This is a genomic window from Bacillus sp. V33-4 (assembly GCF_002860225.1).
Classification (GTDB): Bacteria; Bacillota; Bacilli; order Bacillales; family Cytobacillaceae; genus Bacillus_BJ; species Bacillus_BJ canaveralius.
Window position 1 is genome coordinate 16,233 of sequence record NZ_PGVC01000048.1, and the last position, 16,320, is coordinate 32,552.

16 protein-coding genes are annotated in these 16,320 nt (G+C 38.8%); 14 read left to right on the plus strand and 2 right to left on the minus strand.

Annotated elements, in window-relative coordinates; translation table 11 throughout:
- Nucleotides 1-105: 105 nt before the first annotated feature.
- Nucleotides 106-435: a helix-turn-helix domain-containing protein gene (locus CVD23_RS17250; protein ID WP_101577075.1), complete on the minus strand. Its 330-nt coding sequence runs from the start codon at nt 433-435 to the stop codon at nt 106-108.
- A gap of 98 nt (nt 436-533) precedes the next feature.
- A complete protein-coding gene (locus CVD23_RS17255) occupies nt 534-776 on the minus strand; it encodes a hypothetical protein (protein ID WP_101577074.1) in 243 nt (80 codons plus the stop codon).
- Between the two features lie 291 nt (nt 777-1,067).
- On the opposite strand from CVD23_RS17255, the gene CVD23_RS17260 reads away from it, so the two are divergent.
- The 14 genes from CVD23_RS17260 to essB all read left to right on the plus strand — a co-directional run bounded on the left by CVD23_RS17260 (nt 1,068) and on the right by essB (nt 16,308).
- Nucleotides 1,068-2,348: a Rieske 2Fe-2S domain-containing protein gene (locus CVD23_RS17260; RefSeq protein ID WP_101666679.1), complete on the plus strand. Its 1,281-nt coding sequence runs from the start codon at nt 1,068-1,070 to the stop codon at nt 2,346-2,348.
- Nucleotides 2,349-2,375: 27 nt separating this feature from the next.
- Nucleotides 2,376-3,467, plus strand: coding sequence for a zinc-dependent alcohol dehydrogenase (locus CVD23_RS17265; RefSeq protein WP_101577072.1), 1,092 nt, complete (start codon nt 2,376-2,378; stop codon nt 3,465-3,467).
- Between the two features lie 171 nt (nt 3,468-3,638).
- The gene (locus tag CVD23_RS17270) at nt 3,639-4,664 is read left to right on the plus strand and encodes a TRAP transporter substrate-binding protein (protein WP_180955703.1); all 1,026 of its coding nucleotides are present in this window, start codon (nt 3,639-3,641) and stop codon (nt 4,662-4,664) included.
- A gap of 11 nt (nt 4,665-4,675) precedes the next feature.
- Nucleotides 4,676-5,233, plus strand: a complete 558-nt coding sequence (locus tag CVD23_RS17275; protein WP_101666680.1) for a TRAP transporter small permease — start codon at nt 4,676-4,678, stop codon at nt 5,231-5,233.
- Entirely contained in the window at nt 5,234-6,508 is a 1,275-nt protein-coding gene (locus CVD23_RS17280; RefSeq protein WP_101666681.1) for a TRAP transporter large permease, read from the plus strand.
- A 358-nt stretch (nt 6,509-6,866) separates the two neighbouring features.
- Entirely contained in the window at nt 6,867-8,297 is a 1,431-nt protein-coding gene (locus CVD23_RS17285) for a hypothetical protein (RefSeq protein ID WP_101666682.1), read from the plus strand.
- 20 nt (nt 8,298-8,317) lie between these two features.
- Nucleotides 8,318-9,724 carry a hypothetical protein gene (locus CVD23_RS17290; RefSeq protein WP_101666683.1) on the plus strand — a complete coding sequence of 469 codons (1,407 nt, stop codon included), beginning with the start codon at nt 8,318-8,320 and terminating at the stop codon, nt 9,722-9,724.
- 70 nt (nt 9,725-9,794) lie between these two features.
- Nucleotides 9,795-10,691: a LysR family transcriptional regulator gene (locus CVD23_RS17295; RefSeq protein ID WP_180955704.1), complete on the plus strand. Its 897-nt coding sequence runs from the start codon at nt 9,795-9,797 to the stop codon at nt 10,689-10,691.
- 390 nt (nt 10,692-11,081) lie between these two features.
- Nucleotides 11,082-11,681 carry a hypothetical protein gene (locus CVD23_RS17300; protein ID WP_142382911.1) on the plus strand — a complete coding sequence of 200 codons (600 nt, stop codon included), beginning with the start codon at nt 11,082-11,084 and terminating at the stop codon, nt 11,679-11,681.
- A gap of 21 nt (nt 11,682-11,702) precedes the next feature.
- A complete protein-coding gene (locus CVD23_RS17305) occupies nt 11,703-13,715 on the plus strand; it encodes a DUF6792 domain-containing protein (protein WP_101666686.1) in 2,013 nt (670 codons plus the stop codon).
- Between the two features lie 13 nt (nt 13,716-13,728).
- Nucleotides 13,729-14,061: a hypothetical protein gene (locus CVD23_RS17310; RefSeq protein WP_101577063.1), complete on the plus strand. Its 333-nt coding sequence runs from the start codon at nt 13,729-13,731 to the stop codon at nt 14,059-14,061.
- A 209-nt stretch (nt 14,062-14,270) separates the two neighbouring features.
- The gene (locus CVD23_RS17315; RefSeq protein WP_101577062.1) at nt 14,271-14,564 is read left to right on the plus strand and encodes a WXG100 family type VII secretion target; all 294 of its coding nucleotides are present in this window, start codon (nt 14,271-14,273) and stop codon (nt 14,562-14,564) included.
- A gap of 143 nt (nt 14,565-14,707) precedes the next feature.
- Complete coding sequence (locus CVD23_RS17320; protein WP_101666687.1) at nt 14,708-14,947, plus strand: EsaB/YukD family protein; 240 nt, start codon at nt 14,708-14,710, stop codon at nt 14,945-14,947.
- A 14-nt stretch (nt 14,948-14,961) separates the two neighbouring features.
- Nucleotides 14,962-16,308 (plus strand): type VII secretion protein EssB, encoded by a 1,347-nt coding sequence (gene essB / locus CVD23_RS17325; protein WP_101666688.1) that lies wholly within the window; start codon nt 14,962-14,964, stop codon nt 16,306-16,308.
- Nucleotides 16,309-16,320: the final 12 nt, after the last annotated feature.

Sequence of the window (16,320 nt, forward strand, 5' to 3'; positions counted from 1 at the left end):
CCAGGCATGTACAATGCAGCAGGTTTGCAGTTACAACACGGGATAGAATATGTACTGGGTATCGTCATGTACCTGTTAAATCTGAACAATGTGATCCTTCCCGAGCTACAAATTGAGGATTTCATCAACCTCAGTGACAAGTTTTTGCCGGGTTTGCATTGATTCTTGGTAGATTTCAAGATTCGAGGTCATAATGGAGTTTAATTGAAGAATCGATAGACCCAACCGATATTTTCTAGTATCTGCATCTTTTAGCACAAAGCCCTGTCTTGCGAGAGTCGACAGGAGCCGGCTTACCGTACTTTTAGATAAGCCCAGGGAAGCGGCTAAATCCGTTACTTTTTTCTCTGGTTCGTCTTTGGAAAAACTTTTTAAAAGACGAAGGGCGTTATTAACCGAAGAAAGCTGATAATCAGATTTTCCTTCCGATTTCACTGCTTATAAACCCTCTTTCTATTTCTAATCTTTGGTGTAATTCTTTCTCTAAATTGTTCTTATAACTCAGCAGGAACGTAGCAGGAAGCCTTCATCTGTCACCAAACTTGAGCAACCTCAGCCTGTTCCGCTGCCTCCCAAACAGGGTATACATTGAAGCCATCATTTACTGCCTGTCCCCAATATTCATCTCCTACTCGCAGTCCTATCAACACTTTTATACCATTATCTCTTAATAATTTGGCTCTCTGTTGACCACCGTTAGATCGGTATCCCAGTATAGCCACGGTTTTATTTTTGTAATAGGATATGATCATTTCGTCATTATATTTTTGAATCATAACTTACTGTCCTCCTCTAAATAGTATTTATAAACTCAGTTTAATTCTATATTTCTGAATATTCAAATGAAAAAATTCTATATCGCTATTGAAAATCTTAATATTCATTAAAAAACGCAACGAGAAGATAATTCAGTATCTTTCAGATTTTTCCGCGGGAGATGAAAATAGTTTTTTACGGTATAGAAGTTTTAAATAGTGTTTATTAAAAAAATCAATTTGAAAATAAAGAATTTGCAAAATATACTGATAATAATCTTGACTCACAAAAAGGTAGGGGGTTACTTCAAAATGCTATCTAAAGCTGATAACTATTTGTTAACGCGTACTGGCACTGATACTGACATGGGAAAATATTTTAGAAGACATTGGATTCCAGCTCTTCTCTCAGAAGAACTACCAGAAAATGATTGTCCGCCTGTCCGAGTAAAATTGTTAAGTGAAGAATTGATTGCATTCCGGGACTCAGATGGAAATATTGGCTTGATCGATGAATATTGTCCACATCGCAGAGTATCCCTGTTTTATGGCCGGAATGAGCAATGTGGCTTGCGGTGTGTTTATCATGGTTGGCAGTTCGATACCAATGGGAATTGTGTGGATATGCCATCAGAACCAAAGGATAGTATTTTTAAGGACAGGATTAAAATTAAATCCTATCCTTGCGAGGAAATTGCCGGGGTCATTTGGACATACATGGGACCACCAGAACATAAACCAGCATTACCGGAACAAGAATGGATGCTGGTGCCTGATAGTCATCGGTTTGTATCCAAAAAAATTCAGGAGTGTAACTATTTTCAAGCATTAGAAGGTGGAATAGATTCAAGTCATGTATCCATCCTTCACTCTGGCTCAGTGGGTGGATTAGGTGTTTCAAAAAAAAGTAATAGTCCACATTTACTGGCCAAAGACACTTCACCTAAATTTGAAGTGGTGGACACTGAATACGGTATGCTTATAGGCGCCAGAAGAAATGCTGATGACGAACACTATTATTGGAGAATTACTCAGTTTCTTATGCCATGGTATACAATGATTCCACCTTTTGCAGGAGCACCTCGAGGAGGCCATGCCTGGGTTCCAATTGATGATGAAAATTGTATGACGTGGAGCTGGAGCTGGACAACTGATCGTCCTTTGGAGCAAGAAGAAATTGAGCAGATGAAAGCGGGAGAAGGTATACATGCTGAACTTATTCCTGGTACTTTCCGTCCGGTGGCAAACAAAGATAATGGATACTTACTAGATAGAGAGTTACAAAAAAATGGAAAATCGTTTATCGGAATCAAAGGGGTCGGAATGGAAGATCAAGCAATACAAGAAAGTGCTGGGTCTATTACAGATCGTTCATTGGAAAAACTGGGAACCAGCGATACTGCAATCATAAAAGCACGAAGAAGATTGCTGAATGCTGTAAAACAATTAAATGAGAATGAAATAGTAGAGGCACTGGATCCAAAACAGCATCATATTCGCTCAGCGTCTGTATTGCTTCCCAAGGGGTTGCCATTCCAGGAAGGTGCTAAAGAACAAATGAAATTAACCACACAGGAAGTCGAAATTGTTTAGAAAACTTTAAATAGACTAGGAGTTATTATGATTGAAAAATCTCTGGCAGCAGTAGCTGTTGATAAAAACAAAACGGCACTTATGGAAATCCAAATTCCAACCCTTTCCGATAACGATGGGATACTGAGAGTTGAAATTGTTGGAGTTTGCGGCACGGATGTTTCTTACTATAACCACGAGTTGGAGCCGAAAATTCTCGGGCATCATGTTGTGGGATATATCGAAGAAATAGGGGAACTCGCTTCAAAAAATTGGGGTGTAAAAAAGGGAGACAGGGTTGTCATGGAAGAATACATTCCCTGTGGCCAGTGTGAGCATTGTAGAACAGGAGAATACCGAGCCTGTCTCGCAACAGATCCCAAGTATAGAGGTATACGATATGGAGCGACGCCTCTTTCAGAAAATCCATCTCTGTATGGAGGATTTTCACAGTATATGTATCTGCATCCCAATGCTGTTTTTCATAAAATGCCTGAGCATGTCCCAGCAGAGGAAGCAGCAATAACATTACCGCTGGCAAATGGATTTGAGTGGATGTGTATTGAAGGAGGGGCAGGACCCGGCAAAGTGGTGCTCATCCAGGGACCTGGCCAGCAAGGGCTTGCATGTGCTTTAGCCGCTAAATATGTTGGAGCTGAAGTCATTGTTACAGGGAGGAGAACAAGTGCCCATCGGTTAGAGTTGGCAAAAGAATTGGGGATTGACCATACAATTAATATTCAAACGGAAGATATGTATCAAACTGTAGATGCGATCACCGGGGGGAAAATGGTTGATATTGTTCTTGATGTAACATCAGGTGGAACAGAGCCTATTAGACAAGCTATTTCAGTAGCAAATAAGAATGCGAAAATTATTTTAGGGGCCTATAAATATCAAGTGCTTTCAGGTTTGGAGATTGATGAGGTGATCCATAAAACCCTTACTATAAAGGGGGTTAGAGGCCATAGTTATAAATCTGTAAGCATGGCAAGAGATTGCATAGCGTCAAATAAGTTCCCTCTTTGCCTGTTAAACTCTCATAACTATCCATTGGATCAAACAGATCAGGCTTTAAAGACTGCTGGAGGAGTTGGCGAACCGAAGCCTTTGCTTGTTACTGTTTCCCCTTGGCTTTGAAAAACTGGAGAGCAATGAGCATTCTTCTGATGGTAGAAGGATGTTCCTCTTAACAGACATACCATCGTGTATAGAGCAAAAAATGGTTGTAAAAGAGTTATGCAAGCACGAAATTGTAAGCGTTTCCTTATGGTTATAACCACTTTAAAAAATGATTAAATGGAGGAACACATGAAAAAAATTAAAGTGAATATCTTCCTTTCATTCTTATTACTGACGAGCATCATTACAACTGCATGTGGCGCAGGCAGTAGTCAAGACACTAAAGTACAATCTGCCGGCCAAGGTGAACATCATTTTAAACTTACAACAATAGTTGCACCAACGCACTCATGGACGAAAACAGCTGAAAAGTTCAAAGAGGAACTTGAAACACGGTCGGATGGACGAATGAAACTAGAAATTTTCCCTGCCAGCCAGCTTGGGCCTGAGGCCGATATGATCCAACAAATGATTTCTGGATCAGTTGATTTTGGCTACATAACCACCGCATATCTAGCTTCCAGAAATAAAGAGCTGAATGCTTGGTTAATGCCGTTTCTCTTCGAAGATATTGGTGATGCAAACAAAATGAGAGATACGGAAGCAGCAAACCAGTTGTTAGATTTATTTAGTGAGCAGGGCCTGGTCGGCATGGATTGGCTATTTACCGGGAGTCACAGTATTTTAATGAATTCGGGCGTTATGGACTCACCTGAGAAATTCAAAGGGAAAAAGATTAGGGCGCCAGGGTCTGAGGTCATTAACGATTTTTATAATGCATTGGGTGCTAGTCCAGTTCCAATGCCACTGCCCGAAGTATACCAGGGACTTCAAACCGGGGTAGTGGATGGAGTTAATGCAAGTGCAGATTCGGCGTATTCTCAAAAGTTTTATGAGGTAGGCGAAGATTTTACTCTGCTAAACCAATTTGCGTTTAATGCGGCTGTACTTATGAGTAAAGCTAAGTTTGATAGTTTATCTAAAGACGATCAAAACATTGTTGAAGAAGCGATGAAAGTCGCAATTGATTATGGAAATGAATTAGCGATCCAGGAAACAGTGGAGAACCTGGAATTATTAAAAAAAGAGGGGCTTAACATTCACAAACCATCCAGTCTAAAAGCATTTCAGGATGTAACGGAACAAATTTATAAAAAATACTCAGATAAAAGCCCGTTAACAAAAGAGTTTATAGAAGAAGCCAAATCCAGCTGAGGAGGTAAACCATGAAGATATTTTCTGAAATAAATAACCTTATTTATGAAATAGAAAAAATTCTCGTTATTGTCTTACTCTCAACCGTTCTTATTTCACTAACAAGCGGGGTGTTTTTTCGTTATTTTTTCAACAATCCACTCCATTGGACGGAAGAGACGTCCGTTTTTGCATTAGCTTGGGTAACATTTGTTGGCGGCAGTATGACATTGAAAGGGAAGCAATCTGCTGCTGTAAGTATTATCGTGGAAAAATTCACAGGACATGCCTATAACGCACTCGTTTTGATCTGTAACCTGACTGTGTTTTTATTTTGTGCCTGCATGGTGTTCATTTCAATAAGGTGGGTTGCGTCTCCTTTCATACTGTTTGAAAAATCAATTGCCATACAAATGCCCATGATTGTCGCCTATTTGAGTGTTCCTGTTGGTTTTTCATTTATGACTATTCATTCATTAGAGATTTTGTTGCATGACGTTGTGGATGGTGTGAAAAATGTGAGGTCATCGGGCCAGAACGAAGTGATTAGAGGTAGAAGGAAAAATATGACAAAGAAGGTGGTGGGGTAAGTGACCGTTTTCTTCTCCTTTTTCAGCTTGTTATTCCTTAGAGTTCCTATTTTCATCGTCCTTGGCGCCACAAGTATCATTTATATCTTTTCAACAGGGAATAATGGGTTATTTGATAGTGTGCCCCAAAGGCTGTTTTCAGGAGTGGATAACTTTAGCCTACTGGCCATTCCGTTATTTATGCTGGCTGGAGAATTAATGAACTATGGAGGGATAACCTCGAGACTTATTAATTTTGCCAAGGCCATTGTTGGCCATTATAAAGGTGGATTAGCCTATGTAAATGTAGTAGCAAACACTTTTTTAGCTTCCATTTTGGGTTCTTCCTTAGCACAAACGGCGATGATGAGCCGTGTAATGGTACCGGCGATGGAAAAGGAAGGATACCAAAGGGAATTTAGCACAGCTACTACTGCTGCTGCGGCGATGTTGGGACCAATCATTCCGCCAAGCATGATTTTCATCATTTACAGTATTCATGCTGAAACCTCTATAGGAAGAATGTTCATAGCCGGCATCATGCCAGGCATCCTCTTGGCACTTTCGTTTATATTATTTATCATCTATTATGGCCACCGGCATAATTTACCTAAGTCAGATAAGCAAAGCCTTAAGCAAATCAGGGCTTCTTTCTATCAAGTGATCCCAGCATTGTCTGTCCCTGTCATTATCATCGTTGGCATTCTAAGCGGCATCTTTACAGCTACTGAATCTGCAGCAATTGCATGCTTAATTGCCATTCTTGCTGGTGCTTTATTCTACCGAGAGCTCAAGTTGAAGGAACTTCCCAAGATCCTGATAAATACAGCGACGACAACGGCTACTGTGACATTGTTAATCGTCACAGCCAAATTATTTGGATTAGTGCTTACCTTTGAAAGGATTCCGCAGTTAATAACAGAGTGGATGGTTACGTTAACGGATAGCCCGCTTGTATTTTTATTGATCGTTAACCTATTCTTATTGCTGGTTGGGATGTTTCTTGATGGCATTGCATCGTTAATATTACTTTCACCGATTTTGATTCCTGTTGCCATGGCGTTTAATATTGATCCGATCCATCTAGGCGTGGTTATGTGTCTTAACATCGTAATTGGTAGTTTAACTCCGCCAGTTGGGGCGGGATTGTTTGTTGCATCATCCATTGCAGAAGTGAAGATAGAAACGCTGGTAAAAGCAATCTGGCCATTTTTAGCTGTATCATTGGTTGTATTGGCATTGATCACATACTTTCCACAACTTATATTGTGGTTGCCTAATATGGTCTCGCTGTAGTTAATTAAGATGATAAAGATTTTTGCCAGTGTGTGCGAATCCATCTTCTTGGTGTCTTCGGTGTTTTGTAATACAGAAGATAATATTAGCAAAGAAAACGACCAAACTCGGTCGTTCTTTGCTATTGAAGAACATCCGAATATAAAACGCTGGTAAAGGACCTGCCCATAATGTCTATTGAGTTGTGTTACAACGTCCATCGCCTGGAAAAATAGCTGTGGGCTATGACAAGTAAGTTGTTAGATCGTACTTTGGAATACGGTAAAGTTTTAAAATGATTTATGATACCCTCATAAATCATTTTATTTATGGCTGAAACAAGTTAAGAGATTTCACTATTACAGAGGTGATGGCACGAATGCTCCAGGTTAGGATGGCAAAAGAAAGTGTTTCGAAATTGGATATGGGTGTGATCTTAAATCTTGCTAGATCGATTGTTTTTAACTGTCTTTTTATCTTCTATATTATTCAATTGGTGTTACCTATCAAATACTCGGACTATATTTTAAGCATTTGCAGTTTTTTCGCGTTAATCCTTTCTCTTCAGGGTATCCAAGTTTTTTATCAAATCATTGTCGTAATTTCCCTATCGTTTTCGTTCATTGTGATGTATTTGAACGATCTGTTTACATGGAACGCATTAACCTACTTTTCAGGAATGACCAATATTCTGGTTCTGTTAGCTTATGCTTCTTTATTGTCCATTCCCGTTTTACTGGGCGAATATCCACAAAAAATATATCGCTTCTTTAGAAGCAGAATCACTTCCTTTAAAAGCTTGTATGCAACCTTTTCAATCGTGACGTTTATTTTATGTTCTGTGATGACAGCTCCTGCCATTCCAACTATCCAGGCATCTTTATCAGAGTTTCTGAAAAAGCTGCCAGCCTCATTTATTAATAAATTTCAATCCATCACATATGTAAGACCTTTTATAATGACTCTTTTTTGGACACCGGTAGCTGCTGCGCCGACCATTGCCATCACCGGCACCGGGGCAAAGGCATCGATTATTTTACCGCTTACTTTTACTATAGCCATCTTATTTCTGTTATTAGATATCCAGTCAAGCTTTAGACGTTTAAAAGGAGAAGTGAATGAACATTTATTAGTTGAAGAAAATGACCATGAAATTTTGTCTGCAAAGGCCAAAATGAGTCTTATTTATTTTCTGCTGCATATTGTTATTTTTATTGTCATAATTTTGAGCTTAAGCCATTGGCTAACATTTTCAATGCTGGACGCTGTTGTATTGATGATTATTCCATATTCGTTTATTTGGGCCTTGTTCTTACAAAAGGGGAAATCTTACTGCAAAAATATGCAAAAGCGTCTGATTGAGACGGTCCCAAATATATATCCTCAGGTTGCATTGTTTGTCGCTATGTCTGTGTTCATCAATGTGATTGCTCATTCACATATTAACGACTGGATTAACGGTACCGTATATTCCATAAGCATTACGATTGGACCGTTTATTTTATTGGTGATCGGATTTGTCGTTTTCTTAATGACATGGATCGGTATAATCCCTCAATTAGTGGTGGTTTTAGCCACGCAAACATTAAGTTTACAATTTATGAATGTATCGGCTGAATGGCTGGCGTTAGCCATTCTGGGGGGAGCGTTGACTGGATCTGCTTCAAGCCCATTTACAATGAACGCAAACATTGTAGCCATGACCATTAATGAGAGTCCAATGCAAGTTGTTAAACACAATCTATTTTTTGCACTGATAGTTTTCATTGTAACGTCCTCACTTTCGATTTTAATGCAGATCTATTTTTAGTAGCTAGGAGGAGTGTATGTTTGGAGAAGATTGAAATGAAACGACAATTATTATCGGAACGTTTACAGTATGCAAGCTCAATTAGAGGAGCTTTATTATTTTTATTGGGCGCGATTTACTTAGTTTATTCGGTTTTAGGAGCAGGAAATGACACCTTAATAGTCAGCGCAGCTGTCATCACCTTTCTTTATTGCTTTTTTTTCATGAATAAAGCTCCAAGGAGGATTACGTTTGTCCTGGTTATAATCGGTCATGTCTTTTATTTTTACTATGGTGGTGCCGTTAGTTACTGGAAGGAAGCGATCTTGCTAAACTTAGCCTTCGTACCCTTATTTTTGTCTGTTCCACTGCTTTCCATTCCGATGCGCTTAGGCGGATATGATGGTACGATTGTAACTATCATTAATAAATGGTCAGACAAACCATTTTTTGTACCAATAATAGTTCTTGGCAGTTCGGCTTTGCTAACTTCATTTATGAATATTGGTGCATTGCGAGTTTCAACCGATCTGTTCAGGCAACTTTTGGAGTCCAGTAGAGGGACCTATACAAAGGCAATTATGCAGGGTTTTTGTTTATCCATTATATTTTCACCCTATATCGCCGGTGTTGCTATAATCCTATTTATACTCGACTTAACACTTATTCCTTTTTTATTTTATGCCCTTATTTTTGTTATTTTGGGTTTTTTTATTTCACTATTTCTCTTTAGAATAGAAGTAAGGTCGCTGCCGACTTGGAACGCAGACGCCAAAACAATCAGCGACGAACCAGAAACCAGGAAAAAGCTTTTGGAGCTAACAATCGGATTCTTAGGTTTATTTGGTTCAATCATTATTTTAGATAGAATTTTCGACTTCAATCTAATCATCATCGTCAGCCTCATTGCGATTGTGTCTTCGTTATTATGGTCATCTTTAATAAGGAAAAAGGATGAGATGAAATCTGAGTTGAAAAATTACCGGAAAAATATTCTGCCAAATGTCCATAATGAATCATTGATGATCATTACAGCTTCTTTTTTCTCTCACATGTTTCAACTATCACCTTTTCCGCAATACATATTATCAATCTTTGTTTTTTTTACAAACCATTCCCAAGTTTTTGTCATTTTAATGATTCTCTCTTCAATCGTGCTTTTTTCACTATTAGGAGTACATCAAATTGTAACCGTCTCCATTATGGCTAATTCCATTGATCCAAATAGTCTCGATTTAAGCTCCATTATGTTCGCGATCACCTTAACAATTGGATGGGCAATGGGAACCCTGCTATCTCCGGTGTCTGCATTAAATATCATTGGCACAAATCTTCTGAATGTAAGGTACCAAGATTTATTAAAGTGGAATTGGCAATTTGCCATCATAATGATGATAACCACTTCAATAATGATAACCTTAATAAATTACATCATCCTTGCTCTTTAATCACAAACCAGCTTTAGGGGCTGTTATACTTTTATAAAGATAACGCCAAAGTATATATTGGGGGTTTATGATGGAACTTAAAAATATTGAAGCCTTTTTAATGATTGTCGAGAAAGGCAGTTTTTCAGAGGCGGCAGAGGAATTGAATATAACCCAACCAACGATTAGTGTTCGAATCAAACAGTTGGAAAGTGAATTTAACACAATCCTGTTTAAACGAACTAATGGAAAAAAAATCACCTTAACCGATATGGGACAAGAGGTTTATGGTTATTTTCAAGATGCTTTTACCTTGATAAAAAAAGCTGAACAAAAGTTAAAAAGTGGTTCTAAAATTGATAATAATATCACAATATCTTCCCCCAACCATATGGGGGTAAATATAATGCCAGAATTACTGAAGGTGCTGTATAAATCCTATCCGAATGTGGATTTTAAAATAAAAATTGAAGAAACAAAGGATACAATAGAGTTGATCAAGAATGGAGAAATAAAGTTTGGCCTTGGCTACATTTATTCGGAAAAAGAATTAGACTCTCAAAATCTTATATTTGTAAAAGTTACGGATGAAGAGAATGTGCTTGTTTGCAGTCCAGCTCACCATTTGGCAAACAAAGGGGTGGTGACCATCGAAGAACTAAAAGAAGAGAGAATTATTATATACAGTCGAAATTTTTTTGTAACCCGCTCTATTGAAAATTACCTTCAGGATCTAGGGATCAAAACGAACAAATCTCTTGAAATTAACAATGTAGGTTGGATAAAGATGATGGTCAGAAAGGGGGTTGGATTGACCATTCTCCAAAAAATGATTGTCGAAGATGAGTTAAAGAGCGGTAATCTAGTACAACTGGATTTGCCCACGTCAATACCAGAAACACCCATTTATCTCATTTTTAATCCTGAGACTTCCACAGAATTAATGGAAATTGTCACTGAAACCATAAGACGAATCTTGGTAAAATAAAGTTTAGCGATGACAAGTTGATAGTTGCTGTTGAGACTTCATGATCCGGAGTAATCGAAGCTGTTATTTTATGCATTTGCTATTAGTCAGTCACTATCTCCCTCTCCTCACACATCGGTATCGGCCAAATTCTACTTTATCCACCGCCGCGATTAATTGCTGGTGCTAAAGTTGTAAAAATCCATATAAAATTTCCGAAAAATAATGAATAATCTGGTAGGAAAGTTGTGTTTTTTAGTTTTTAACATAAATACAGTTGAAACCATGTGGGAATATGTGGTAGTAATGGGATAAGAAACTTGGCGAAAATCTCGAAAGGGGATTTTGATTTTGAACAGACTTAAGCAGCTTGGAATCATCATTTTGATGCTTATTATAGGGGGATGCGAAATGAATCAGGAGCCAGACAAAAAGGATCCAACGGCAGCTGCCAATAACTTGCCTGACACACCTGCATTCAAAGATAAGTTTACAAGAGAATTTATGGATGCACCTGAGGAAGTACAGGATGGTTATTACCTTTTTAAGTCTAAAACTGATGGATATGCTATGTTATTTCCATCAGGTGGACAAATAGCGGAAAAAAGCTTCGAGAAACATGATGAACATGAAGAGCTGATTACTTTTGGAAGCAAAGATGAAGATAAGAATATTTCTTATAGTTTCCAAGTGATATATGAAAATGGGCCCGAAACAGAAAATATCAATGCTAATTTAGATTTATTATCCTCTTTTGCAAATTATACAGGTGAGTATGAAACATTTGAGAACGAGAATGCAATATTTTACTATGCCAAAGACAACTTTGTAACAGATAAAAGAGAGTACCATAATTATTTTAGCTATATTAAATCCAAAAAGAGTGCCAAGGCAGTTAGATTTTCTTCCAGTTCTTTTTGTACAGATGAAAAAAAGAGTTGTGGAGCAAATTCAATGGAAGTAGAAGAACAATTGTTAATGCTAATGAAATCCGTAGATTTTTTAGAATAGCTCAAATTGTGGGTGGAATTAATGAGTGAAAAGGAAATTTTAAATACTGATATTTTGAGGGCACGGATAGCCGAATTAGAATATGGAAAGTCAGAAAAAATAAGTGTTGAGGGTATAAGGAAAATATATATTGAAGAAACCGGAATGGAACCACCCGGAGAAATCACCATATATCACTCTTCTGATACACAAGGAATAGAAGAATTAAAAAGCAATGGAAAAGATTCAGGTTTCGATGGAACAATTATTCATTTTTATAATCCCGCGAAGAATATTAATCGCTCATACACAATAACTAGGGGCAGTGAGACGTTAGAGGATGGCGGTAAAGGTCACCCCCATGATTGGATTTACAACGGATTAGGGATCTTCACTGGAAAGATTAATGAGCAATTTGCAGATGCTAAGCGTTTTGATATGATGGTGACTCAAAAAATCACAGAAAAAGTAGAAAAAGAAACGCAAGAATTAAGATTGCAAAAGTCAGGTATTGGGCACTCACTCGGTGGGAATTTAGTCCAAATGCTACAGTTAACGACAAATTCGTTTGATAATGTGTATGCATTAAATGATGCACCTCCAAGTGCATATCAACTCGCACTTGTAGATAGTTACTTTCGGTTTAGTTTAGCAGACAAATTTAACAGGGATCCAGAAAACTTTGATGAACTCTACACCATCCCACCCGCAGAACTTAAATCATTCGCAGAAGAATACTATAAAGAAAAAGGAGCCAACATCCACCATCTAACAGCCCAAGAGGACGTGTTATACGGAGTGTCCGGCGTACGAGGCTTTCTGGACCTGGGAGACCGAACATTCGTTGACACCGATCCTGGCTTCGCTGGGCTTCGCGGAACCTTTGCCAACCTTTCTGATAAGGACCTGCAGGTGCTTCAAATGTTCCTGGCGACAATGGCGCCTTATTATCAGGAGAATGGAATGGATGGGTTAATGAGAGGCTTAATCGGAGTCGATCAGGAGTTTTATACTTTGCTTGATACGATTGAAGCTGAGTGGGGGAAGCTGATGGATGGGCCTGACTGGAGCAGTGTTGATGTCAATATCGCTGTGCCTGCTGGAGGATTTCCTTCTCGCGTTGTAAATGTAACTGTGCCACTGCCGATTCCCGAATTCCCGACAGAACTTGTTTATGCACTTGGACAATTGGGACTGAGAGTAGAGGAAATCGGCAAAAGGCTGGCAAAGTTAAGTGAAAATTTACCGGCACTCATTAACATGGCTGCAGGAGTTACTTTAATCATTAGATATGAGATTGCATCTTATTTAAACGAAATAGAGGGTCATATTCATAACATAACGAAATCGATTGGCAGCTTAGGGGATTTACTGATAAAAGATCTTTTTGACCCGGGTATTGCTGATTATGAGAAGTATGTGATCGGTATTTTGGACGTAGCAGCCACTATCATGCAAGAAACCGCCAATATCAAAGACAAATTCAAGAAGATTTTTGACGGCTCAATAGAGTTTATAGACGGTTTTGGGAAGGCTGCAGAAGCGCATGGAGTGGCTCATGTCGCCAGTTCTCTTGCCGCGCAGGACGGGAAGCGTTATGTAGGAAATGATATGTATCGCTTTAAAGTCACGTCGGAAGGCCAGAGAATCGAAGTAAATCTCTCTTCGGCTGTGAGAATCTATCAAATTGGCATCGATAAATATCAGGATAAAGCCGACATGCTCAACAAACTGAAAGAAAGCTATCATCGTCAGTATTTGGACGATTTTCAAACTCGGAAAAGCCGTTTGATCGGCGCCATTAATGATATGGAAGCCAATCCGCATTCTTACCGGTATCTATTGCCGGGTGGGGACGTAGAAATGAGAGGGATATCTGTCCATGAGTCTATTAACCCTCTGGATGCAATTTTTACAGATACCTTTGAGGATGCCTTTCATTACTTCCAGGCGGAGCAAACAAAGGGGATTGAACAGTTAAGAAGCATCCGATCTTCCATCGAAAAGTTATTTCAGGAGGATAAGAATATTTCGACTATATTTGATTTGCGTTAATAAGGAGGAAATCATGGGGCAACTCACAAAAATTCATCGATTTCAGCCGTATGAGGAATTAAAGGATAAATCATCTATTTTCAAACAGCACCTCGAGGAAATGGGCAGCCTTGGTTATGAGATGTTGACCCTTATCGAAAAAGAACTGAAAGCAAGCTCTGGCACCATCATAGAAGAATCGCTGAAATTACTGGAAAATAACCATAAAGACTTTAAATCAATTATCAATGATCAAATATCCCTCATGGATACATTGGCAAACCGTTATCATGACCATATTAATGAGATGAATAAACAGAGTATTACGATTTATTACGAGGAAAAAGAAACTAAGGTTCCAAGATGATAAGTTGTTTTAGGCTATTGGACTTAGTCGTTGATATAGCAATTTAAAAAAATATGAAAAAATTACTAGTATAAAGGTTTATGATTCTTTTTATAAGGGAATAAAACGGGTATATTTAACTCTTTTTCTATTATTATCAAGTTTACCATTGACCTCTTCGGTCTATATTTTTACAATTGAAGTAAATTCAGGAAAAAGGAGTTGTTCAAATGTCAGGAATTATTCGCGTTACCCCAGCAGAACTTGAAAGCATGGCAGGTCGCTATAGCAGTGAAAGCAATCAGGTAGGAGAACAAATTACCCGTTTAAATGGCATGATTAAGGAATTGGAGGGTGCTTGGGAAGGTGAAGCGAGCAGAGCGTTCAGTGACCAGTATGAGGCATTAAGACCTTCAATTATTCAAATGCAGCAACTGCTTGAGGACATTTCTGTGCAGCTTAGAAACACTGGTAAAGCTCTTGCAGATGCTGACAGCCAAATTGCGAGCCAAATTCGCGGTTAACTTCATCTGATATCAATGAAGTAAAGAGGAGCGCCATTCCAACCAGATGAAGGGCGCTCCTTTATTGTGAAAATTTTATATCAATTGTTAATACAAAGATGATGAACAAGGCACTTCCCGCTTTTCTTTAATGAGGTGAAACTATGTATATCGAATTAACAGTAGACTTAAAGAACTATAAAAAAGATACTTTTGATCTCCGCCTATCCAACTATCACTCTGTTAAAAAAGTGATTGACATTGTTTGGCAGGCCAAATCCATTTCTAAACCGCCACGTGAAGGATATTGGGTACGCATTCCTAATAAGCAGATCGTCCTGTCTGGAACCGATAAGCTGGTAGATTGTGGCATCACTACTGGAGACCGTCTCGAAATATTATAAAGGAGCACATAAACATGTCAGAACAGAATCGAACTTATCTCGAAGAGCAACTCGAAGCGGTCATGAAAAAAGAAAATCATTCTGTTTCGCTGATTTTTCAAAGAGAGAAAATCAAATTGGACAATGCAGTAGAAGTGGACATGCTGAAGGACATCGAGCCGTCGGTCGATAAGAATATTCATTTAAAAGAGGATGAACTCCGCCTCGAATTACAGCCACCATCAAACTACATAACCTTTACCAAATTAAAAAATAAAGACGCAAAAAGCAAATGGATTTTTGCTTCGCAGCTTTTAAAGAAAATAATGAATCACTCTCTTTCGCGGCTCCATATCATTGTTTGTCCGGAAAACATTGTAATCGATGAGAGTTTAACGCCGTATTTTCTTCATTACGGAGTGAAGGAAAGCCTTCCGCCATATGAAAAAGATCAAGCGAGGCTCTGGCAGGAAATCAAAGCTACCGTTTCAGCAGCTGTTGATGGAAAGTTTTCATTCGAGAAATATTTAAGATTCCATGAAACCCTTGAACTTTCACCCACTGCTGCGAAAGTGATGGCTGCCCAGTCAGAAGAAAAACTGTTGGATATAATCCGGGAAAACATCACACTCATTGAGCGAATGGAGAAAGACTTCGTCCGCGTCACACAAAAAAAATGGAACATTACTCGGTATACAGCTTTGGGATTGGTCATTGCGTTATTGCCTGCTCTTATTTTTAGTGTGTATTCGCTTATTTTTGCCCAGCCCAAACAAGCAGCGTTTATAGACAGCCAGGAGCATTATTTAAAAAACGATTACAGCGAAGTAGTCGGATCTCTGGCCAACTATGATGTGGAAGATATGCCAAGGGTCGTCCAATACCAACTGGCGGGATCTTACATCGTTAGTGAGTCACTTAGTGAAGACCAACGAAAAAATGTCCTAAACACGGTAACGCTTCAAGCAGATCCCCAATATTATCAATATTGGATTCATATTGGCAGAGGAAACGCAGTGGCAGCACTGGAAATTGCCCGTTCTCTGGAAGATCGGGATTTGATTGTATTCGGTCTGCTTAAGCATCAGGACGAAGTGAAAGCGGATGAAGATCTTACCAGCGATGAAAAGCAGAAGACTCTGGACGAGATTAAAGCTGAGCTTGATGAGTACGAGGATGAACGCAAAGCCCTGGAAGAAGAAGAAGAGCGCAGGATGAAAGAAGAACAGACTGAGCAGAAAGCGGAAGATGAGCCTGCTGCACAACAGCAGAGCCAGCAACAACAAAATCAACATCAGCCTAATGAAGAACAGCCAGCACAAGACCCGGCCACGACTAAGCCCGCCGATACAAACCAGGAGTCTTCAACCAATACAAATTGACGGGATTCTACA

Coding starts and splice junctions, on each gene's coding strand:
- CVD23_RS17255 (WP_101577074.1), bottom strand. CDS start 776: ATGATTCAAAAATATAATGACGAAATGATCATATCCTATTACAAAAAT.
- CVD23_RS17260 (WP_101666679.1), top strand. CDS start 1,068: ATGCTATCTAAAGCTGATAACTATTTGTTAACGCGTACTGGCACTGAT.
- CVD23_RS17265 (WP_101577072.1), top strand. CDS start 2,376: ATGATTGAAAAATCTCTGGCAGCAGTAGCTGTTGATAAAAACAAAACG.
- CVD23_RS17270 (WP_180955703.1), top strand. CDS start 3,639: ATGAAAAAAATTAAAGTGAATATCTTCCTTTCATTCTTATTACTGACG.
- CVD23_RS17275 (WP_101666680.1), top strand. CDS start 4,676: ATGAAGATATTTTCTGAAATAAATAACCTTATTTATGAAATAGAAAAA.
- CVD23_RS17285 (WP_101666682.1), top strand. CDS start 6,867: ATGCTCCAGGTTAGGATGGCAAAAGAAAGTGTTTCGAAATTGGATATG.
- CVD23_RS17295 (WP_180955704.1), top strand. CDS start 9,795: ATGGAACTTAAAAATATTGAAGCCTTTTTAATGATTGTCGAGAAAGGC.
- CVD23_RS17300 (WP_142382911.1), top strand. CDS start 11,082: ATGAATCAGGAGCCAGACAAAAAGGATCCAACGGCAGCTGCCAATAAC.
- CVD23_RS17305 (WP_101666686.1), top strand. CDS start 11,703: ATGAGTGAAAAGGAAATTTTAAATACTGATATTTTGAGGGCACGGATA.
- CVD23_RS17310 (WP_101577063.1), top strand. CDS start 13,729: ATGGGGCAACTCACAAAAATTCATCGATTTCAGCCGTATGAGGAATTA.
- CVD23_RS17315 (WP_101577062.1), top strand. CDS start 14,271: ATGTCAGGAATTATTCGCGTTACCCCAGCAGAACTTGAAAGCATGGCA.
- CVD23_RS17320 (WP_101666687.1), top strand. CDS start 14,708: ATGTATATCGAATTAACAGTAGACTTAAAGAACTATAAAAAAGATACT.
- essB (WP_101666688.1), top strand. CDS start 14,962: ATGTCAGAACAGAATCGAACTTATCTCGAAGAGCAACTCGAAGCGGTC.